The organism is Murimonas intestini, assembly GCF_024622195.1.
Taxonomy (GTDB): domain Bacteria; phylum Bacillota; class Clostridia; order Lachnospirales; family Lachnospiraceae; genus Murimonas; species Murimonas intestini.
The window spans coordinates 21,764-40,014 of the sequence record NZ_JANKBI010000002.1; the positions used below are offsets into that span (position 1 = coordinate 21,764).

General features: G+C 40.2%; 16 protein-coding genes and 1 pseudogene. All 17 read left to right on the forward strand.

The features are described 5' to 3' along the window. Positions 1 to 2: 2 nt before the first annotated feature. Positions 3 to 1,409, forward strand: coding sequence for a tyrosine-protein kinase domain-containing protein (locus tag NSB28_RS04100; protein ID WP_109625305.1), 1,407 nt, complete (start codon positions 3 to 5; stop codon positions 1,407 to 1,409). Then, positions 1,406 to 2,884: a CpsD/CapB family tyrosine-protein kinase gene (locus tag NSB28_RS04105; RefSeq protein WP_109625306.1), complete on the forward strand. Its 1,479-nt coding sequence runs from the start codon at positions 1,406 to 1,408 to the stop codon at positions 2,882 to 2,884. Before NSB28_RS04100 ends, NSB28_RS04105 begins: the two co-directional genes overlap by 4 nt. A 15-nt stretch (positions 2,885 to 2,899) precedes the next feature. Continuing rightward, positions 2,900 to 3,382: an immunoglobulin-like domain-containing protein gene (locus tag NSB28_RS04110; protein WP_109625307.1), complete on the forward strand. Its 483-nt coding sequence runs from the start codon at positions 2,900 to 2,902 to the stop codon at positions 3,380 to 3,382. Positions 3,383 to 3,395: 13 nt separating this feature from the next. Then, a complete protein-coding gene (locus NSB28_RS04115; protein ID WP_257497462.1) occupies positions 3,396 to 5,018 on the forward strand; it encodes an LCP family glycopolymer transferase in 1,623 nt (540 codons plus the stop codon). A 22-nt stretch (positions 5,019 to 5,040) separates the two neighbouring features. Continuing rightward, a complete protein-coding gene (locus NSB28_RS04120) occupies positions 5,041 to 5,805 on the forward strand; it encodes a class B sortase (protein WP_109625309.1) in 765 nt (254 codons plus the stop codon). 227 nt (positions 5,806 to 6,032) lie between these two features. Further along, positions 6,033 to 6,710 carry a hypothetical protein gene (locus NSB28_RS04125; protein ID WP_109625310.1) on the forward strand — a complete coding sequence of 226 codons (678 nt, stop codon included), beginning with the start codon at positions 6,033 to 6,035 and terminating at the stop codon, positions 6,708 to 6,710. 286 nt (positions 6,711 to 6,996) lie between these two features. Continuing rightward, complete coding sequence (locus NSB28_RS04130) at positions 6,997 to 8,259, forward strand: DegT/DnrJ/EryC1/StrS family aminotransferase (RefSeq protein ID WP_109625311.1); 1,263 nt, start codon at positions 6,997 to 6,999, stop codon at positions 8,257 to 8,259. Positions 8,260 to 8,275: 16 nt separating this feature from the next. Beyond that, positions 8,276 to 8,926: a sugar transferase gene (locus NSB28_RS04135; RefSeq protein ID WP_276538648.1), complete on the forward strand. Its 651-nt coding sequence runs from the start codon at positions 8,276 to 8,278 to the stop codon at positions 8,924 to 8,926. Then, complete coding sequence (locus tag NSB28_RS04140) at positions 8,919 to 9,536, forward strand: acetyltransferase (protein ID WP_109625312.1); 618 nt, start codon at positions 8,919 to 8,921, stop codon at positions 9,534 to 9,536. Before NSB28_RS04135 ends, NSB28_RS04140 begins: the two co-directional genes overlap by 8 nt. 33 nt (positions 9,537 to 9,569) lie before the next feature. After that, the gene (locus NSB28_RS04145; protein WP_109625313.1) at positions 9,570 to 10,661 is read left to right on the forward strand and encodes a glycosyltransferase family 4 protein; all 1,092 of its coding nucleotides are present in this window, start codon (positions 9,570 to 9,572) and stop codon (positions 10,659 to 10,661) included. A 76-nt stretch (positions 10,662 to 10,737) separates the two neighbouring features. Then, positions 10,738 to 11,805, forward strand: a complete 1,068-nt coding sequence (locus NSB28_RS04150; RefSeq protein WP_109625314.1) for a glycosyltransferase family 2 protein — start codon at positions 10,738 to 10,740, stop codon at positions 11,803 to 11,805. A gap of 139 nt (positions 11,806 to 11,944) precedes the next feature. After that, positions 11,945 to 12,952 (forward strand): EpsG family protein, encoded by a 1,008-nt coding sequence (locus tag NSB28_RS04155; RefSeq protein ID WP_257497461.1) that lies wholly within the window; start codon positions 11,945 to 11,947, stop codon positions 12,950 to 12,952. A gap of 39 nt (positions 12,953 to 12,991) precedes the next feature. Continuing rightward, positions 12,992 to 14,110 (forward strand): glycosyltransferase family 1 protein, encoded by a 1,119-nt coding sequence (locus NSB28_RS04160; RefSeq protein ID WP_257497460.1) that lies wholly within the window; start codon positions 12,992 to 12,994, stop codon positions 14,108 to 14,110. Continuing rightward, positions 14,103 to 15,020: a glycosyltransferase family 2 protein gene (locus NSB28_RS04165; RefSeq protein ID WP_257497459.1), complete on the forward strand. Its 918-nt coding sequence runs from the start codon at positions 14,103 to 14,105 to the stop codon at positions 15,018 to 15,020. Before NSB28_RS04160 ends, NSB28_RS04165 begins: the two co-directional genes overlap by 8 nt. A gap of 13 nt (positions 15,021 to 15,033) precedes the next feature. Next, positions 15,034 to 15,756 (forward strand): annotated as a pseudogene (locus NSB28_RS04170) (glycosyltransferase family 32 protein); the annotation flags it as partial. Between the two features lie 11 nt (positions 15,757 to 15,767). Continuing rightward, on the forward strand, positions 15,768 to 16,994 hold the full coding sequence (locus NSB28_RS04175) for a glycosyltransferase (protein ID WP_109625682.1): 1,227 nt from the start codon (positions 15,768 to 15,770) through the stop codon (positions 16,992 to 16,994). Then, positions 16,994 to 17,833 (forward strand): acyltransferase family protein, encoded by an 840-nt coding sequence (locus tag NSB28_RS04180; protein ID WP_109625317.1) that lies wholly within the window; start codon positions 16,994 to 16,996, stop codon positions 17,831 to 17,833. Before NSB28_RS04175 ends, NSB28_RS04180 begins: the two co-directional genes overlap by 1 nt. The last annotated feature ends 418 nt before the right edge of the window (positions 17,834 to 18,251 follow it).

Consider the following 18,251-nt stretch of genomic DNA (forward strand, 5'->3'; position numbering starts at 1 on the left):
GAATGGAACAGAATCAGAGAGACATAAGGAGAGATTATCTGGCTCAGGATTACCAGTATCTCTTCCGCTGCCTGAAGAGGAACTTGTTTGTCATAGTGGTGTGCGCGTGTATTACCCTGATCGGGGTTTATGTGGCCCTGGATTATTTCATGAAGGACAGCTATCAGGCCAGCATCCAGCTGGCAGTGGTGCCCAGGGACGCTGCGGGCAGCAAGCAGAGTGACGGCAGTGTAAATACGGCGGTAAGCAGAAGCATGAGCGTGCTTAACAGCAGCATGTTAAAGGAGCAGATCCGGAAAAACAGCGAAACAGAGGCGCTGAATGGTACCCTGAGGGCGGCCCAGGTAGGGCAGACGAACCTCATTACCATGAGCGCTACAGCCGACACTGCAGAGCATGCGTTCAGGCTTTTAAAGGCGGGGCTGGAAAATTACCCCCAGTTATCTGGTTATTTTGAGACAGGATATCTGCTGCAGAGGCTTTCGGGATTGTCTGCGGACAGTATCATCACTCTGCCTGCCAGGACGGAGTATTATGCATTTATGGCCGGAATGTTAGTGCTGGCGGTCGGAGTGGGGCTGACAGTGATGGCAGCGGTGATGACAGACAAGATACACAGTGCAGAGCAGGGAGAAAAGCTGCTGGAGACAGGTATCCTGGGAAAATTAGTCTATGTGAAAAAAGGGAAAAAGCAGAATGCCCTGCTGATCACGGATCCCAGGACAGACGCGTTTTATATAGAAGATGTGGACAAGATGGTTACAAATGTGCAGGAGAAGATGGATGCACACCACTACAAAACTTTGATGGTTACAAGTGTGCAGGAGAATGAAGGAAAGTCAACAGGGGCTGCCAATATCGCCCTGAACCTGGCCCAGCGCGGTAACCGCGTAGTGCTGGTGGACTGCGATCTGCGGAGGCCAGCGCTGAGAAAAATGTTTGAGCTGTACGTAGACAAGGGTATAGAACTGACAGGCCTGCTGGAGGGGAAAAGTGAACTTGCGGATGCTCTGCAGCCGGTCGGGCAGACAGCTAATCTGTCTGCAGTTGTACAGTTCAAAGTAGTGCCGGAGCCGGATAAACTGCTGGAGAAGCAGGAGCTTGGGGAGCTGCTGGAGCAAATAAAAGCCCAGGCGGATTATGTGATCCTGGATACTCCTCCTATGGGAATTGTAAGGGATGCGGAGGTAACGGCAAAAAGTGCAGACGCGGCAATCCTTTTTATAAAGCAGGATGAAGTAAAGGCTGCAGTAGTAAATGACCTGGTAGACCTTCTGGAAAATGCCGGTACATCCGCGATAGGCTGTGTGCTGAACATGACCAGGGGAAATCTGATCCTGGGGGGAGGCAGTTATGGTAAATATGGAAAATACGGCGGATACCGGTATGGTTATAAGGCGCAGAGATGACAGAAAGAGGTGGACAAATGCAGGCGGAACGGCAGGCAGATGTTATTTCAGAATATGAAAAAATAGATTTAGAGGCAATGCTGCAGGATTACTGGCGCTGTCTGAAGAAATACTGGCTCCAGTTTTTGCTGTTTGCCGTAATAGCGGCGATCGGTGCCGTAGGTTTTTACAATTGGAAATACATGCCGGAGTACTCTGCAAAGATAACATACGCGGTATATAAGACATCAGATACAGCCATAGACGGGGCGCTGGCAAGACGTCTCAGCCAGGCGCTGCCTGTACTTACAGGCATGAAGGATTTTAAAAACGATTTATTTCACAGGATAGAGGAAAACACAATAAATGAGAACTTCAGTTTTCAAAGTTCCTATACAGAGGGCGGGACGCTGTTTGAGGTGTCTGTGAATGCCAACAACTATCAGAATGCGAATACATTATTAAAGATATTCAAGGAAATATATCCGGAGTGGGCCTCGAAATCTGTGGGGACAGTGGAGCTGCAGATCGTTGATGAATCGGAGGCATCCGAAAGCCCGTCTGTCACGCACTCGCCGCTGCTGTCAGCTGCAAAGGGAGCGCTTGCGGGAATGTTTATATGTTTTCTGCTGGCGACCATATATGTTCTGACAATGCAGACTGTGCGCAAAGAAGGGGATATGAGGAAGGTGACCTCAAGCAATTGTATTGCACTCCTGCCAGAGGTAAAGCTGAAAAAGCGTATGTTGAGCACAAAGTCTCTGCTCCTGCTTACAAATAAGAGAGTAGACTGGGGGCTGAAGCAGTCAATACTGGCGGCCCAGTCCAGAATAGAAAACGTAATGTCTGCTGATAAGCGGCAGGTACTCATGGTCACCAGTACGCTTCCCAGAGAGGGAAAGAGCATGATATCGGTAAACCTGGCTATAGCTTTTGCGCAGAAGGGAAGAAAGGTACTGCTGTTGGATGCAGATTTCCGCAAACCCTCTGTGGAGACGGTGCTGGGGCTGGAAGAGACAGAAGGACTCTCTGATTATTTCAAAGCAGGCATTAAGCTGGAGGGTCTGATCAAGCAGCAGGACGGGATAGATATACTGCCGGGCGGTACCATAAGCGGGGCGGCATCAGGCATAATCAATGAGAAGGAAATGGAAGGCCTGATGGAAACTCTTAAGAAGGAATACGAGTACATCATCATCGATACGCCGCCGGCCTGCATGTTTACAGACGCGGCTATGATGTCGAAATATGCGGATGCAGTTGTTTATGCAGTGTGCCATGATATGGCTGCAGTCAGGCAGATACGGGAAGGGATAGCTCCGTTTATCCAGAACCAGAAGCTTATAGGATATCTGATCAACAGAAATCCGGGCGGTTTTTCTTCCTACGGAAAATATGGCAGATACGGAAGCTACAGCAGGTATGGCCATTACAGCAAGTATAAAAGATACATAGAACTGGATGAGAAAGAGATGAACACCGAGGAGACGTTATAAGAAAGGAGCACAGGAATGAAGATAAAAATAGCGGTGACAGCCGTGCTGCTGGCCCTGTTGACAGGCATATCCCTGATAACCCTGCGCTCTTTCGAGGGGCTGAACCTAAAGCTTCAGATGGGGGAGCCAAGCCAGGTAACAATGGAGATGCTGCCGGAGACAGAGCCGGTTAAACCAAAGGCTGCGGAGAAAGTCCCGGATAAAGAGGAGGAGACGGAGCAAAAGCCCCCGTCAAACCCGAATGCACCTGTGCTCAAGCTTTCCACCGGCCAGGTAGTGCTGAAGGTGGGAGATTCCTTTACACTTACAGATAAGATACTGCTGGTAGAGGATATCCAGGATGATAAGGATGACAGAGATACTCTATACAGGAATATCAGCATCAAGGGCGAATATGACCTGAATACACCAGGCGAATATGCCCTGACTTACACGGTCACGGACATAGACGGAAACCAGTCAGATCCTGAAGTACTGAAACTTATTGTCAAAGAATGAAATGGGGAGCAGCGTGAGAGTATTAACTGAAATCATAGGCGGCATTATAAGTGCCTCACGGGAACTGGAGACAGTCCCGCTTATCATATACCTGGCGGCCGCAGTGCTGGCAGCTGCAGCATTGTTCCTGTACGGGGCGGTTTTGCCGGGATGCAGGATGAAAAGCGATACAAAAGACAGACTCAGGCGGTACTGCATATGTTTCATTGCAGTTATCTATGTGGGCATCGTAATGGCAGTTATCTTCCTGGGAGCACAGGCAGGAAGCGAGTATAAGGTCCAGCTGGTGCCTTTTGCCAGCCTTCGGCTCAGCGGACAGGAAGGCGCAGGACTATCCGGAGACCTGATCAGCCTGCTGGTAATGGTCCCGCTGGGAATAATAGCAGCCTGGCATGAAAAAGAGAAGAATAGCCGCGGTCTGTGGAAGGGCATCGCGGCAGCCCTGGTGCTCAGTCTGGTGATAGAATGGGCACAGCTGTTTGGCAGGTTTGGAATCTTTGATATTGACGACATCCTGTTTAACACTCTGGGAGGCTTCCTTGGAGCCGGACTCGTTATCTTGTGGAGGGAAGCATTTAAAAAACGCAGCGCAGGAAGGATCATCCTGCGGATAGTTCTGCTCCTGCCGGTCATACTCGTGCTCTGTACGGGCGGAGTATTTGGCGCTTACCATATACTGAGGGTGAGAGGTGGACAGGAACTGAGGGAAAACGCCAGCTCGGTGAGTATGGCCATGGAATCCAGAGAAAAAGACACAGCGCGGATCAGTGAGCCGGGGATGGTCTGGCACAATGGAAAGGCGTACAGGTATAATGAGGATATCATTACAATACTCTGTATGGGAGTCGATCAGAGCGGCGAAGTACTGGGATCAGAGACAGGATTTTCCGGTCAGAGCGGCCAGGCAGACACGATCTTCATGGCAGTCCTCAATGAGGCTGACAATCAGCTCACGATCATTGCTGTTTCCAGAGACACTATGACGGAGATTCCCGTGTTCGATGCCAAGGGCAGCTATATCGGAGAGAACATAAACCACCTGGGATTGGCCTATGCCTTTGGGGATGGGAGAGAGACAAGCTGCCAGTACATGGTTGATGCAGTGTCAAAGCTCTTCTACGGAATCCCCATCAACGGCTATGCGGCGGTCAATATGTCGGCTATCGCGGTTCTAAATGATGCAGTAGGCGGTGTAACGGTGACTGTGCCCGAGGACTTTGAGGATGCCGGCCCGGAATACAAAAAAGGGGAAACCCTTCATCTGGACGGCAGCCAGGCAGAGAGCTTCGTAAGATGGAGAAACTCGGAAGAAGACGGCAGCAATAACCAGCGAATCTCCAGGCAGAAGCAGTATCTGACTGAATTCATAAAAACAGCCTCAAAGGCTGTGCAGGAGGATTACACCCTTCCGGTAGAACTCTACCAGGGGCTCTCAGCCCAGATGGTGACAGACCTGAATCTGGACAAAGCAGTGTACCTGGCCACAGAGGCTCTGGATATGGAGTTCAAAGAAGAAAACCTGATCACACTCCAGGGCAAGGCGGCAAAGGGCAATGTGTACGATGAATTCTATGCAGATGATGATGCTTTATATGAGCTGATATTGGATACGTTTTATGTGGAAGTACAGAAATAAAGAAATATAAAGAAGGTCAGAGATGAAAAAAGCAGTTCCCATAATAGCAGGAGCGCTGGTAATTGTGGCTGCATCCGCAGCCATTGGGGGATATCAATTATACCTTAAGGAAGCGCAGGAGCAGGCCCTCCGGGAAGAGGAAGAAAAATACGCATACGAGAGACAGAATCCGGAGGAGATCATACCAGGAGAAATACCAGTAAAATTTGAGATCCTTCAGGAAGAGAATCCTGACATATATGCCTGGATCACTATACCGGGCACTCTCATCGATGAACCTCTTCTGCAGAGGGAGGATGACAATGGTTATTATGCATCCCATGACAGATACGGGAAAGAGAGCAGCAGCGGGGCTCTCTATACAGAAAATTACAACGGCAGAGATTTTACAGATCCCCTGACCGTAGTCTACGGCCCCAATTGTGAAGACGAGACACTCTTTGGCAGCCTGTACCATTATTCTGACAACCTGTTCATGGAGGAGCATCCAAATATATATATCTATACGCCGGAAAAAATACAAAAGTACAGGATATTCGCAGCCTACCGCGGTGACAACAGGCACCTGATGCACCGCTACAAAATGGGAGAGAAGGAGAGCAGCCGCAGGGCGCTCTTAAACGACATCTTTGACAGCAGGGACATGGGATCAAGAATAGACAGAAGTGCTCCCGTAGATGAGACAGATCAGATCCTTACACTATCTACCCATGTATCTACCCATGACAGTTCAGGTGAGGAGTATCGGTATCTGGTTCAGGCATATTTAGAGGAGGTGACCGAATAGGGGGCAAAGAACCTTGAAGTATTCGGCAAATGTACATGCGGACTGCGGGCATGTTCACTTGACTCATTGCTTGCAGAAATAAATTAAAATTATTACTCCCAAAGGGAAGATAAGAGAAAAAGAAGCAACAAGAAAAAAGTAAGAAGAAAAGAGAGTAACAAGAAAAAGTACTAAGAAAAGAGATCAACAAGAAAAGAAAGTAACAAGAAAAGGAGGAATGATACGAGATGAAAAAAATGAGAAAAGCGGCGGCAGGTATTGCAGCGGCAGCAGTAGTTATGAGTATGTCAATGAATACATTGGCAGCAGGCAGCATCGTGGGTTCAATCGATATGACAAAAGTGGAATCAGACAAGGGTAAGGTGGAGTTAAAGGCCATCGAGCCGGAAATGTTTGAAGAAGAGCTTCAGGAGATCATAGAGGGACTGAACAAGGCGCCGGCAGAGGCGACACTGAAAGAAGCTTTTGAGCTGGTACTCAAGGAGGGCGAAGAGCTTCCTAAAATAGAACTGTTCAGCGTAGAGGGTCTGGAAAAAGAAGATATCGATCTGGACGAACTGAAATTCCTGTCCCCTGTCATGAACCTGGAGATCACAGAGGCAGAGCCTACGGAAGAAGATCCGGTCAAGGTAACCTTTGTGGCAAATAATGTTACAGACGATATAGAAGTCTATGTACTGCACTACTGCATAGGCCATAAATTCCCGGAACACATCGTGGATGGAAAGGTCTATAAGGAGCACATTGCGGAAGAGGGAATCTGGGAACTCCTGGAGACAGAGCTGGAGAGCGAGAATGAAGTGTCGGCTTACTTCCATTCGGCAGGCGGTCCTGTGGCACTTGTTTATATGGAGAAGACGGAGGAAGAGGAAGGCGAGACGGATACTACGGAGGTGGCACCGTAAACTGGTGTAGGTGGTAATGTGGATTCGGCCAGGGATAGTGGTGTGAAACCAGTTTCCCTGGGGCTTCCTTAAAACTTTTAATTTTACATAGGTTTCACTGGCTTAGTCGAATTTATGAGATAAAGGCTTCTTACATGCCTGTTTTGAACTACATCACAAGCAGAAAATCATCATATGAAGTTTGACTTAGCCTGCAGATGCTCTCACAAGAACATTCACAGGCTATTTGACATTTTAGAGTATAAGTGCATTTGGCTTTATATATAAGGAGTGAAAGAGAAAATATATGAATAACAAAACATTCGAGATGTTTTCAGAAAGAGTCTGGCTTAGTACACCAACCATGCATGGCGAAGAATGGAAGTATATGGAGGAAGCCTACAAGACAAACTGGATGTCCACAGTTGGAGAAAACCTTAATGAAGTGGAACGGATCACAGCAGAAAAGATAGGCTGTAAATACGCTGTGGCTCTGTCCGCTGGAACAGCGGCACTTCATTTGTGTATGAAGCTGGCTGGCGTCAGACCTGGAGACAGAGTGTTTTGTTCAGACATGACCTTCAGTGCAACGGTAAACCCGGTTGTTTATGAGGGGGGTGTTCCAGTTTTTATTGATACAGAGTATGATACTTGGAATATGGATCCGGCAGCTTTAGAAAAAGCATTTGAACTTTATCCGGATGTAAAGGTTGTTGTCATTGCTCATCTTTATGGTACGCCGGGAAAGATTGATGAGATTCGTGCGGTTTGTGACAAGTATGGAGCAAAGATTGTGGAGGATGCTGCAGAATCATTTGGTGCAGCTTATAAAGGAAAGCAGACAGGAACTTTTGGAGATTTTTCTGTAATTTCGTTTAACGGAAATAAAATCATTACTGGTTCCTCGGGAGGTATGTTCCTCACTGACAGTTTGGAAGATGCAGATAAGGTAAGAAAATGGAGTACACAGAGCCGCGAGAACGCGCCCTGGTATCACCATGAGGAAATCGGCTACAACTACCGGATGAGCAATCTGATTGCCGGAGTGGTGAGGGGACAGCTTCCGTACTTGGAAGAACACATTGCACAGAAGAAAATGATTTACGAGAGATATAAGGAGGGCTTCAAGGGATTGCCCGTATCTATGAACCCGATTGATTTTGAAAAGTCTACTCCGAATTACTGGCTGTCCAGCATGATTATTGATCCGGAGGCTATGTGCAGACAGGTCCGTGGAGAACAGGAAGCTTTGTATATTCCTGAGTATGGGAAGAGCTGCCCCACAGAGATTCTTGAAATTCTGGCGAAATATAATGCAGAGGGCAGGCCAATCTGGAAACCGATGCATATGCAGCCAATGTATCGGATGAATGCATTTGTGACTCGTGAAGGGGACGGAAGGGCTAAGACGAATGCCTATATTTTCGGTGGATCAGTTGGAACTGATGGAAAGCCGTTAGATGTGGGGATGGATATTTTTCATAGAGGATTGTGCCTGCCAAGTGACAACAAGATGCCTGCAGAAGTGCAGGATAAAGTGATTGAGATGATTAGAAGCTGCTTTGAATAGATGATGGATAAGTAGAATGAAAAAAATGGGAAAAGAAAGTTTTTATGCTAAATACATTAAAAGGCTGATTGATATAGTCTGCTCCGGGGTGTTTTTATTGGTTTTCTGGTGGCTGTATCTGATTATAGCATTCCTTGTCAGAGTTAAACTGGGAAGCCCGGTTCTGTTTAAACAGCTCAGGCCGGGACTGAATGAAGAAACTTTTAATATGGTAAAGTTTCGTACAATGACCGATGAGCGGGATGCTGATGGAAACTTACTTCCGGATGAGGTTCGGCTGACACGTTTTGGTAAATGGCTGAGATCCACCAGTCTGGATGAACTGCCGGAAATAGCCTTGATATTATGCGGTGACTTGACTCTAATAGGTCCCAGGCCGCTGCTTACAGAATACCTCCCGCTTTATAACGAATTTCAGCACAGAAGGCACGAAGTAAAACCAGGATTAACAGGATATGCACAAGCATATGGACGTAATTCACTTACTTGGGAGGAAAAATTTGAAAAGGATGTTTACTATGTAGATCATGTTTCTTTCTGGCTTGATTTAAAGATTCTGATTAAGACAGTTAGGGTTGTGTTAAAGCGAGAAGGAATCAGTTCGGAAACTTCAGCTACGATGGAAGTATTTAACGGAACAAAGGAAGAAGGAGAAGCACATGAGTAATCGATTAGTCATCATAGGCGCTGGAGGGCATGGTAAGGTTATTGCTGATATTGCCTTAAAAAATGAATATACAGAAATTTGTTTTATTGATGATAATGCAAAAGGTTCATGCCTTGGGTTTCCGATTGTTGGTACATCCTCTGATCTATCCGGATTGAATGACGGTAGGACAGACTTTGTGATTGCAGTTGGTGCTAATATGGTTCGGAAAAGAATAGCAGAAATGTATGACCTTAATTGGGTATCACTAATTCATCCATCAGCACAGATTGCAACTGATGTTCAAATAGGTATTGGTACGGTGGTAATGGCTGGTTCTGTAATCAATCCGTGTACGATCATAGGAAAACATTGTATCATCAATTCTGGTGCTGTGATTGAGCATGACAATGTACTAGAAGATTATGTACATATTTCTCCAAAAGCAGCATTAGGTGGAACGGTACATGTTGGAAGTTGCACCCATATCGGGATTGGAGCAGGAATTAGGAACAATATTGAGATTTGTGAAAATTGTACGATAGGAGTTGGTGCGGTGGTTGTAAAGAATTTGACTGAAGAAAAGGTATATGTAGGTGTGCCTGCCAGAGGAGTTTCAGACGTTTCATGATGCAGCAGAAGAATCATTGCAAGGAGAAAGAGTATGTCGAGAGTCAGAAAAATCTTAATTATGGCAAATAATGATGTGGGGTTGTATCAGTTTCGCAGTATGCTGATTAAGACACTTCTGGAGCAGGGCAATGAAGTTTATATTTCTGACCCGGATGGAGAGTGCATACCTCTTCTGATAAAAATGGGATGTAAATTTATCAATACATCGATTGATCGTAGGGGAATTAACCCGAAAACAGATTTGAAATTATTTGTGCACTATATGAAAATTTTGAATCAGGTCAAACCAGACCAGGTTATTACATATACAATTAAGCCGAATATCTATGGCGGACTTGCCTGCAGATTAAAACGAGTTCCTTATGCAGTCAACATTACAGGCCTGGGAACAACATTCCAGAATGCAGGATTACTCAAAAAGCTGGTAATATTTCTGTATAAACTGGCTGACAGGAAAGTAAAAGTTATGTTTTTTGAGAATTCTGCTAATATGGAGATGTTTCAAGTGTTAAAAATTATTTCACCAGAGAAGTGTAAGTTATTAAGCGGAGCCGGTGTAGATTTGGATCATTTTCGTTATATGTCTTATCCGGTGGAAGAAACAACACATTTTCTTTTTATTGGCCGAGTGATGAAAGAAAAAGGAATTGATGAGTTATTTGAAGCTATGGAACGTTTAAGATCTGATGGTGAAAATTGTGTATTAGATGTATTAGGTGATTTTGAAGAACATTATGAATCCCAAATTCAGAAATACACAGAAGCAGGATGGCTAAATTATTATGGTTATCAGCAGGATATTCGTTCATATATTGAGAAGGCACATTGTTTTGTTCTTCCAAGCTGGCATGAAGGAATGGCAAATACTAATCTGGAAAATGCAGCATGTGGCAGACCGGTGATCACAAGTAATATTCCCGGCTGTAAAGAAGCAGTACTTGAGGGAAAGAGTGGATTGCTTTGTGAAAGTCAAAATACAGATAGCCTTTATGGCGTTATGAAAATATTTTTGACAATGCCTTTTAAAAATAGGTTGGCGATGGGGAGGGCAGGAAGAAAGCATATGGAGGATATGTTCGATAAGAGAAAGGTTGTTTTGGAGACAATAAAGGGATTAGAATAGTAATGAGCAAAAATTTTGTAATAAAAAATGGATATGTAGATATACCGAAAAGATTTATAAATGAGGAAATTGTATAATGAAAAAGGAGAATCCATTAATTAGTATTATAGTTCCTGTATATAACGCAGAGAAATATATACGAGAATGCTTGGTAAGTATTATTACACAGACATATAAAAATCTTGAGATTATATGTGTAAATGATAATAGTTCGGATGCATCCCAAACAATTTTAGATGAATTTAAAAAAAAAGATTCGAGGATTTGTGTTATTAAACAACAGAAACAAGGTGGTGTATCTCTTGCGAGAAACAAGGCACTTCAGATAGCGACAGGCGAATATATCATGTTTTTAGATAGTGATGACTGGATAGATAAAGAGACCTGTAAAGAGGTATTAGATATTGCATTGGCAGAAGAGATAGATGTTGTTATGTGGGGATATGTCCGTGAATTTGGAGATGTTTCAAAACCTAAGAGTTTTATACTGGAAGAAAAAAATATATATGGAGTAAAAGAATGCCAAGAAAAACTTCATCGGCGGTTTGTTGGTTTGCTGAATGAGGAACTTGCACATCCAGAACTTGCAGATGTTTTATGCCCTGTGTGGGGGAAGTTATATCGTTCAACTTTTATAAAGAATAATCATATTCAATTTGAGGATTTAAAAAAAATTGGTACATATGAAGATGGGCTGTTTAATTTATATGTTTTTCAATATATTAAAAGTGCAGTATATTTAAATAGACATTATTATCATTATCGTAAACAAAAAAGAGGGTCGATAACCTCACATTATAATCCTTGTCTGGCTCAACAATGGCAACAACTTTATAATATTATGGAAAATTATATCATAAGAGAGAAATTGGATATACAATATAGGCAGGCATTAAATAATAGGATTTCGCTTGGAATACTTGGCTTGGGGATTAATATAACTGGAAGTTCCAATACTATATGGGAGCAAATTGGAACAATAAAACATATAATAAATGAGAAGTTATACAGAGATAGTGTGAAAACACTAACGTTAAAATATTTTCCTTTTCATTGGAAAATATTTTACGGATGTGCAAAATACAATTTTTCTATAGGAATATATATACTTCTTTTATTTATAAAAAAATATATTGGAAGATAATATAAATAATATGTACTAATGTGCTTTTAGAAAAGGTGTTGATATGATAATTCATTTGTCTGTTTTTTTTATTCTTATTTTGGCAAGTTACAGAAGTAGAAGAGAAACATGTTGTAAATTACGGCAGCCGGATTATATTATGAAAAGTATGCCATGGGTTATTTTTTTTGGATACTTGGCTTTACTGGCTGGTATGCGTTCGAGTATGAATGATACATCAGTTTACGTATCGTCTTTTGAAAATCAAGCTGGTGATTATGAAAGAATTAAGGAAATTATTTCTTCAGGAGGAAAAGACATAGGATTTGATATATGCACTAATTTTTTTAAGATGTTTATTTCTTCTGACTATCATCATTGGTTTTTATTTGTCGCGACTATAGAGACTATTCTTTTAGTTGCTGTTTTAAAGAGAGAGAGTTACAGTTTTCTTATATCATGTTTCTATTTTTGGGCAAGTACATTATATTATAACTATTTTTCTATGATGAGACAGTGGTTGGCAGTTTCCATCGTATTTGCTGGAGTATTATTTCTAAAGGAGAGGAAATGGTTGACATACATTTTGACTTGTGTTTTAGCGGCACAATTTCATAATTCTGCATATTTGTGTATTCCACTTGGGTATATTATAATGGGAAAAACATGGACTATAAAACAAAAAATTTTAATCCCGATTATTTCGGCAGTATTGTTATTTTTATACCCAATGTTGGAAACATTAAGTGTAATAATGGAAGGAACCACATATGATTATGTTGTAGAAACAATGCAGACAAGCAGTGGTTCATCACCAGTTCGTATTTTGATCAGTTTTGTTCCGGTAGTTTTGTCTTATATGTACCGAGATAAAATTAATTCAGAGGATAATAAGATTGTTGCCATTTCATCTAATATGATGTTGATAAACTTTTTTCTAAATGTTATAGCTACATTTACCAGTGGTTTGTATTTTGTGCGTATGGCGACATATACAAATATATTTGGATGTATTTTTTATCCATATGTGCTTGAAAAAGCAATGGTGTCAGAAAAAAGCAGATTCTTTAAGCTGGGATTTTATGTGTTCTATTTTTTATTTTATTTTTTCCAAATGTCACATCAGGGAGCATGGGGGTATATAAGTGATATCATTGGAACATACTAAATATTTTACATGTAAAAGAAATTGAAAGGAATTATTAGGATGCGGCCGATTAGAATACTAAATTTATTTACAATTATGAATCGTGGCGGAGCAGAAACCATGGTTATGAATTATTATCGGCATATGGATCGAACTAAAGTGCAGTTTGATTTTCTTGTCCATCGTCAGGAGCAGGGAGCGTATGATGATGAAATTGATGCTTTAGGTGGACGGATTTATCGAACGATGCCGTTATACCCCTTGAATTTTTTAAAATACAAGAAATGGGTGGGAGAGTTTCTTAATGAGCATAATGAATATCAGATTGTACATTCGCATATGTCAGAATCAGGGTACTTTTTTTTTAAGGAGGCAAAAAAAAGAGGTGTTCAAGTTCTGATCTGTCATGCTCATAACGCAGCTAAAGGATGGAATATGAAAATGTTTGTGAGGACTTATTTTAAATATCAAATACGTAAATATTGTACATACATGTTTTCTTGCGGTATGGAAGCTGGAGAATGGCTGTTTGGGAAAAAAAATACAGATAAGTTGATTATACAGCATAATGCCATTTCAGCAAAAGATTATTCATATTGTCCTGAAGTACGTGAAAAAATTAGAAAAGACTTAAATTTGAAAGAAAGATTTACTATTGGACTTGTAGCACGTTTTTCTTATCAGAAAAATCATATGTTTTTATTAGATGTTTTTGAAGCTATTTTAAATGAGCATTCAGATGGAATGTTATTATTGGTTGGAAGTGGCGAATTAAAAGAGAAAATTGAGGAAGAAATTCAGAGGCGTAGTATGAGAGATGCAGTAATTATGACAGGATTACGTACAGATATACCGGATTTATTGCAGGCAATGGATGCATTTGTTATGCCTTCTCATTTTGAAGGTTTATCTGTTGCTATTGTGGAGGCACAGGCAGCAGGACTCCCATGTTTTATTTCTGATAAGGTTCCAATTGAATGTAAGCTGACAGATTTGGTACAACAGATACCACTTTCACAAGAGCCAAAAGTATGGGCAAAAGCCATTTTAGATGCTAAAGAGATTAAACGTCGTGATACATATAATGAAATTGTAGCTGCAAAGTTTGATATTAAAGAAAATGCCAAATGGATGCAGGATTTTTATATGGAAAGTATTGGAGTTTTAGTACATGATTGAAAATATGGACCCTATTTTAACAGTTTTTACGCCAGCATATAATCGTGCGCATACGCTGGGACGAACCTATGAAAGTCTAAAAAAGCAAGATTGTAAAGAGTTTGTATGGCTGATTATAGACGATGGCTCTGCAGATGATACAGCAGAGTTAGTACGTCTGTGGCAACAGGAAGAAAATGATTTTGAAATTCGTTATATATATAAAGAAAATGGTGGCATGCATACTGCACACAATATTGCTTATGAAAATATAGATACTGAATTAAATGTCTGCATTGATTCTGATGATTGCATGGCAGAGGGAGCTGTAAGAAAAATTGTTGACTTTTGGAAAGAAAATGGAAGTGAACTGTATGCTGGAATAATTGGTTTGGATGACACCTTGGATGGGGTGCTAATCGGCAAAAAGTTTCCTTCTCAAAAATCAATTACTTTAAGTGGATATTATGCAGGTGGAGGAAGTGGAGACAAAAAATTAGTTTATCGAACAAGTGTTATGAAAAAATATCCTCCATATCCAGTATTTCGAGGAGAAAAATATATTTCACTAGGATACAAGTATTTGTTGTGCGATCAGGATTACGAATTATTAGTTCTAAATGAAGTGTTATGTGATGTGGAATATCAGCTTGATGGCTCAAGTTTTAATATGTACAAACAATATGTTGATAATCCAAAAGGTTTTGCTTTTATGCGAAAAGTAGATATGCTGTACGATAAGACTTTACAGAGAAAATTTATTACCTGTGTACATTATGTCTCAAGCAGTATCTTTTCAAAAAATAAGAACTTTGTTAAGGAATCACCTCAAAAAATACTGACGATTTTAGCTATTCCCTTTGGAATTCTACTGTCGCTTCATATAAAGGTAAATACAAATAAATATATGAAAATTTCCAAAACAAAGTAGAAAGTATGTAAAAGAGGAAATGAATATGATACCCAAAAAGATTCATTACTGTTGGTTTGGAGGAAAAGAAAAGCCAAAGCTTGTAAAAAAATGTATGGAGAGTTGGAAAAAATTTTGTCCCGATTATGAGATTATTGAATGGAATGAAGCCAATTTTGATATAAATACTAATCCGTATACTAGGATGTGTTATCAGCAAAAGAAATATGCTTTTTTAACAGACTATATTCGCCTTGTAGTTATAGAGAGATACGGTGGAATATACTTTGATACGGATGTGGAATTGATAAAATCTCCTGATTTTTTGCTCAATGCGGAAGCTTACGTTGGTTTTGAAACAAAGGATTATGTGAATACAGGAATTGGATTTTCGTCTGTAGCACATGGTAAAATGGTGAAAGCTATGCTTGCAGAATATGATGAATTATTAGATGGACAGAATGGGGTAATTGGTTGTCCAAGTCTAAATACACAGGCTCTTGTAAAGTTGGGATTAGAGAAAAATGGACAACTGCAAAAGCTACCTGATGTAACAGTATATCCGATAGATTGGTTTAATCCATATGATGCTCCAACTGGTCGGCTAAATAGAACCAAGAATACTATATCAATTCACTGGTATTCAGCGAGTTGGATGAAAAAAAGGGTACAGATCCGTTTGAGGTTGTTACGACCATTTCACTTAATAAAACAATACATAAAAATAAGAAGTGTAGAAGGTAGAACGAGAGTTTGAGTGTGAAAAAGATGAAAAAAAATATATTAATAGTATCTCACACAATGGAATTAGGTGGTGTGGAACGCAGTCTCTTAGGATTACTGGGAGCAATAGATTACACGAAATATAAGGTGGATTTGTTCCTTTTTCGACAAGAAGGAGAACTTCTTTCCTTAATTCCTAAAGGAGTGAATTTACTTCCAGAGATTCCGGCATACACAGTTTTGGCTCGGTCTATGTATCAGACGTTAAGAGAGGGACATGTAATTCTTACAGCAGCCCGATTGTTAGGGAAACTGGCGGCAAATTCTTATGCTAAAAAGCATCATTACGTAAATAGTGGAGTAGCAATTGAATATAGTCATAAGTATACGAGATATTTTATGCCAGATATTCAAAAAGATATTGAATATGACTTTGCTATAAGTTTTCTTACACCACATTATTTTGTAAATGAAAAAGTAGATGCAAAACATAAGATTGCGTGGATACATACAGATTATTTAACTGTACAAGTAAATATAGATTCGGAATTAAAAATGTGGAGTGCCTATGACTATATAGCATCTATCTCAGAGAATGTGACGAAAAATTTTGTAAAAATATTTCCTTCATTAGAAAAAAAAATAATTTTAGTAGAAAATATATTACCAAAGTCTTTGGTCGAAACACAGGCAAAGGTACTTGTTCCTCAAGCATTTGAATCTAATATTCTTAATTTGTTGTCAGTAGGTAGATTTTCGACTTCTAAAAATTTTGATAGTGTTCCAGAAATCTGCAGTAGAATAATAAATAAGGGTGTAAAAGTCAAGTGGTTTTTAATCGGATATGGCGGAGACGAACCATTAATTCGTCAAAAAGTCAAAGAAAGCGGGATGCAAGAATATGTAATTATTTTAGGGAAAAAAGAGAATCCTTATCCATATATTCGTTCCTGTGACGTTTATGTACAGCCAAGCAGATATGAAGGAAAGTGTGTGGCAGTTCGTGAGGCACAGATGTTAGGGAAACCTGTTATAATTACCAATTATACTACTGCTCCTAGTCAGCTTGAAGATGGTGTAGATGGGATGATTGTGCCTATGGAAATTGAGAAGTGCGCACAAGCAATAGTAGATATATTGAAAAATGAGAACTTGTTACATGAATTAAGTGAAAACTGTAAGCAGCGAGATTATTCTAATGCGGAAGAAATTGAGAAGATATATGAAATAATGGAGGAGAGTGATATAGGTATGGTAAGAAAGAAGCGATAATGACAAAAGGGTTAGCAATATTGCTGATGGTGATATTACATCTCTTTTGCAGAAAAGGAGCTGATGTCTATGGTACACCGCTACTTTGGGTAAATAAGACTACGCCATTGATATACTATCTGGGCTTTTTTTCAGAAATATGTGTACCATTATATTCCATATGTGCAGGATATGCACAATATCTGTTGAGTGAGAGGAGATATATAGAGCGGAGAAGAAATTTACACCGTATGTGGAGATTACTTTGTAATTACTGGATTGTCTTGATTTTATTTTGTTTTCTTGGAATGCTCTTACCTTCAGATGGTTCCATGCCCGGCAGTTTAATAAAATTTTTAAAGAGTATTATGCTAATTCATAGCTATAACGGTGCATGGTGGTTTTTAAATACTTATATAATACTCATAATGATACCATACAGAGTATTATTTTGTGGTGTAGATAAAATAAATTCATATCTAGGGTTGTGTTTTTGCCTTATTTTGCAGATAATCTGTTTTTTTGCTGATAAAGTTGCAATCCCCTTTGGTACAAATATGACACAACCTATTTTAGCGTTTGTATGGAAAGAAATGGTTAACCTAATTTGGTTGTTGCCATATTTTTGGGCAGGAGCATTTTTGTGCAAAGGCAGTATCATAGACAAAACATATTTATTTTTTGAAAAGTATATAGGAAAATATACAAAATTAGTATTATGTATCATCTTTTTTTGTTTATTTGCTGGAGTTTCAGCAGTACATAAAGCGATACTTATGCCTACTGTGGCAGTGATTATGTTTTTATTGTTTAATTGTTGGAAAAAAGGAAACACTGTAGAGAAATTTTTTTGTTCTTAGGAAAACATTCTACGAATATATGGTTGACACATATGTTTTTCTATTTATGTGTGTTTCCAGGGGTGGTGCAAATAGTCAAATATCCGTTGCTGATGCTGATTTTTTTGCTCTTTTTAAGTATAGTGACTTCTGGTGTTATTTTTCGAATTCAGAATTTAGTGCATAGATTAATGAAAGGAAATCAATATGAGTGAACCAAATAGAGGTTTGCATGTGTAACGCATATGAATCGTGATGGCTTAAAATCTATGCTTATGAAATTTTTGCTACTAGTGATGAAAAACGGTTTTCTGTTCTTTATAGTAAAAAAATATTACGCCCAAATATTCCGGTTAATCAAATTGTGGGTGACCTGAATATCAAAGATTTTTAATTATTTGGATGATGAGATAGTTGGAGACCTTAGTAGTATACATTT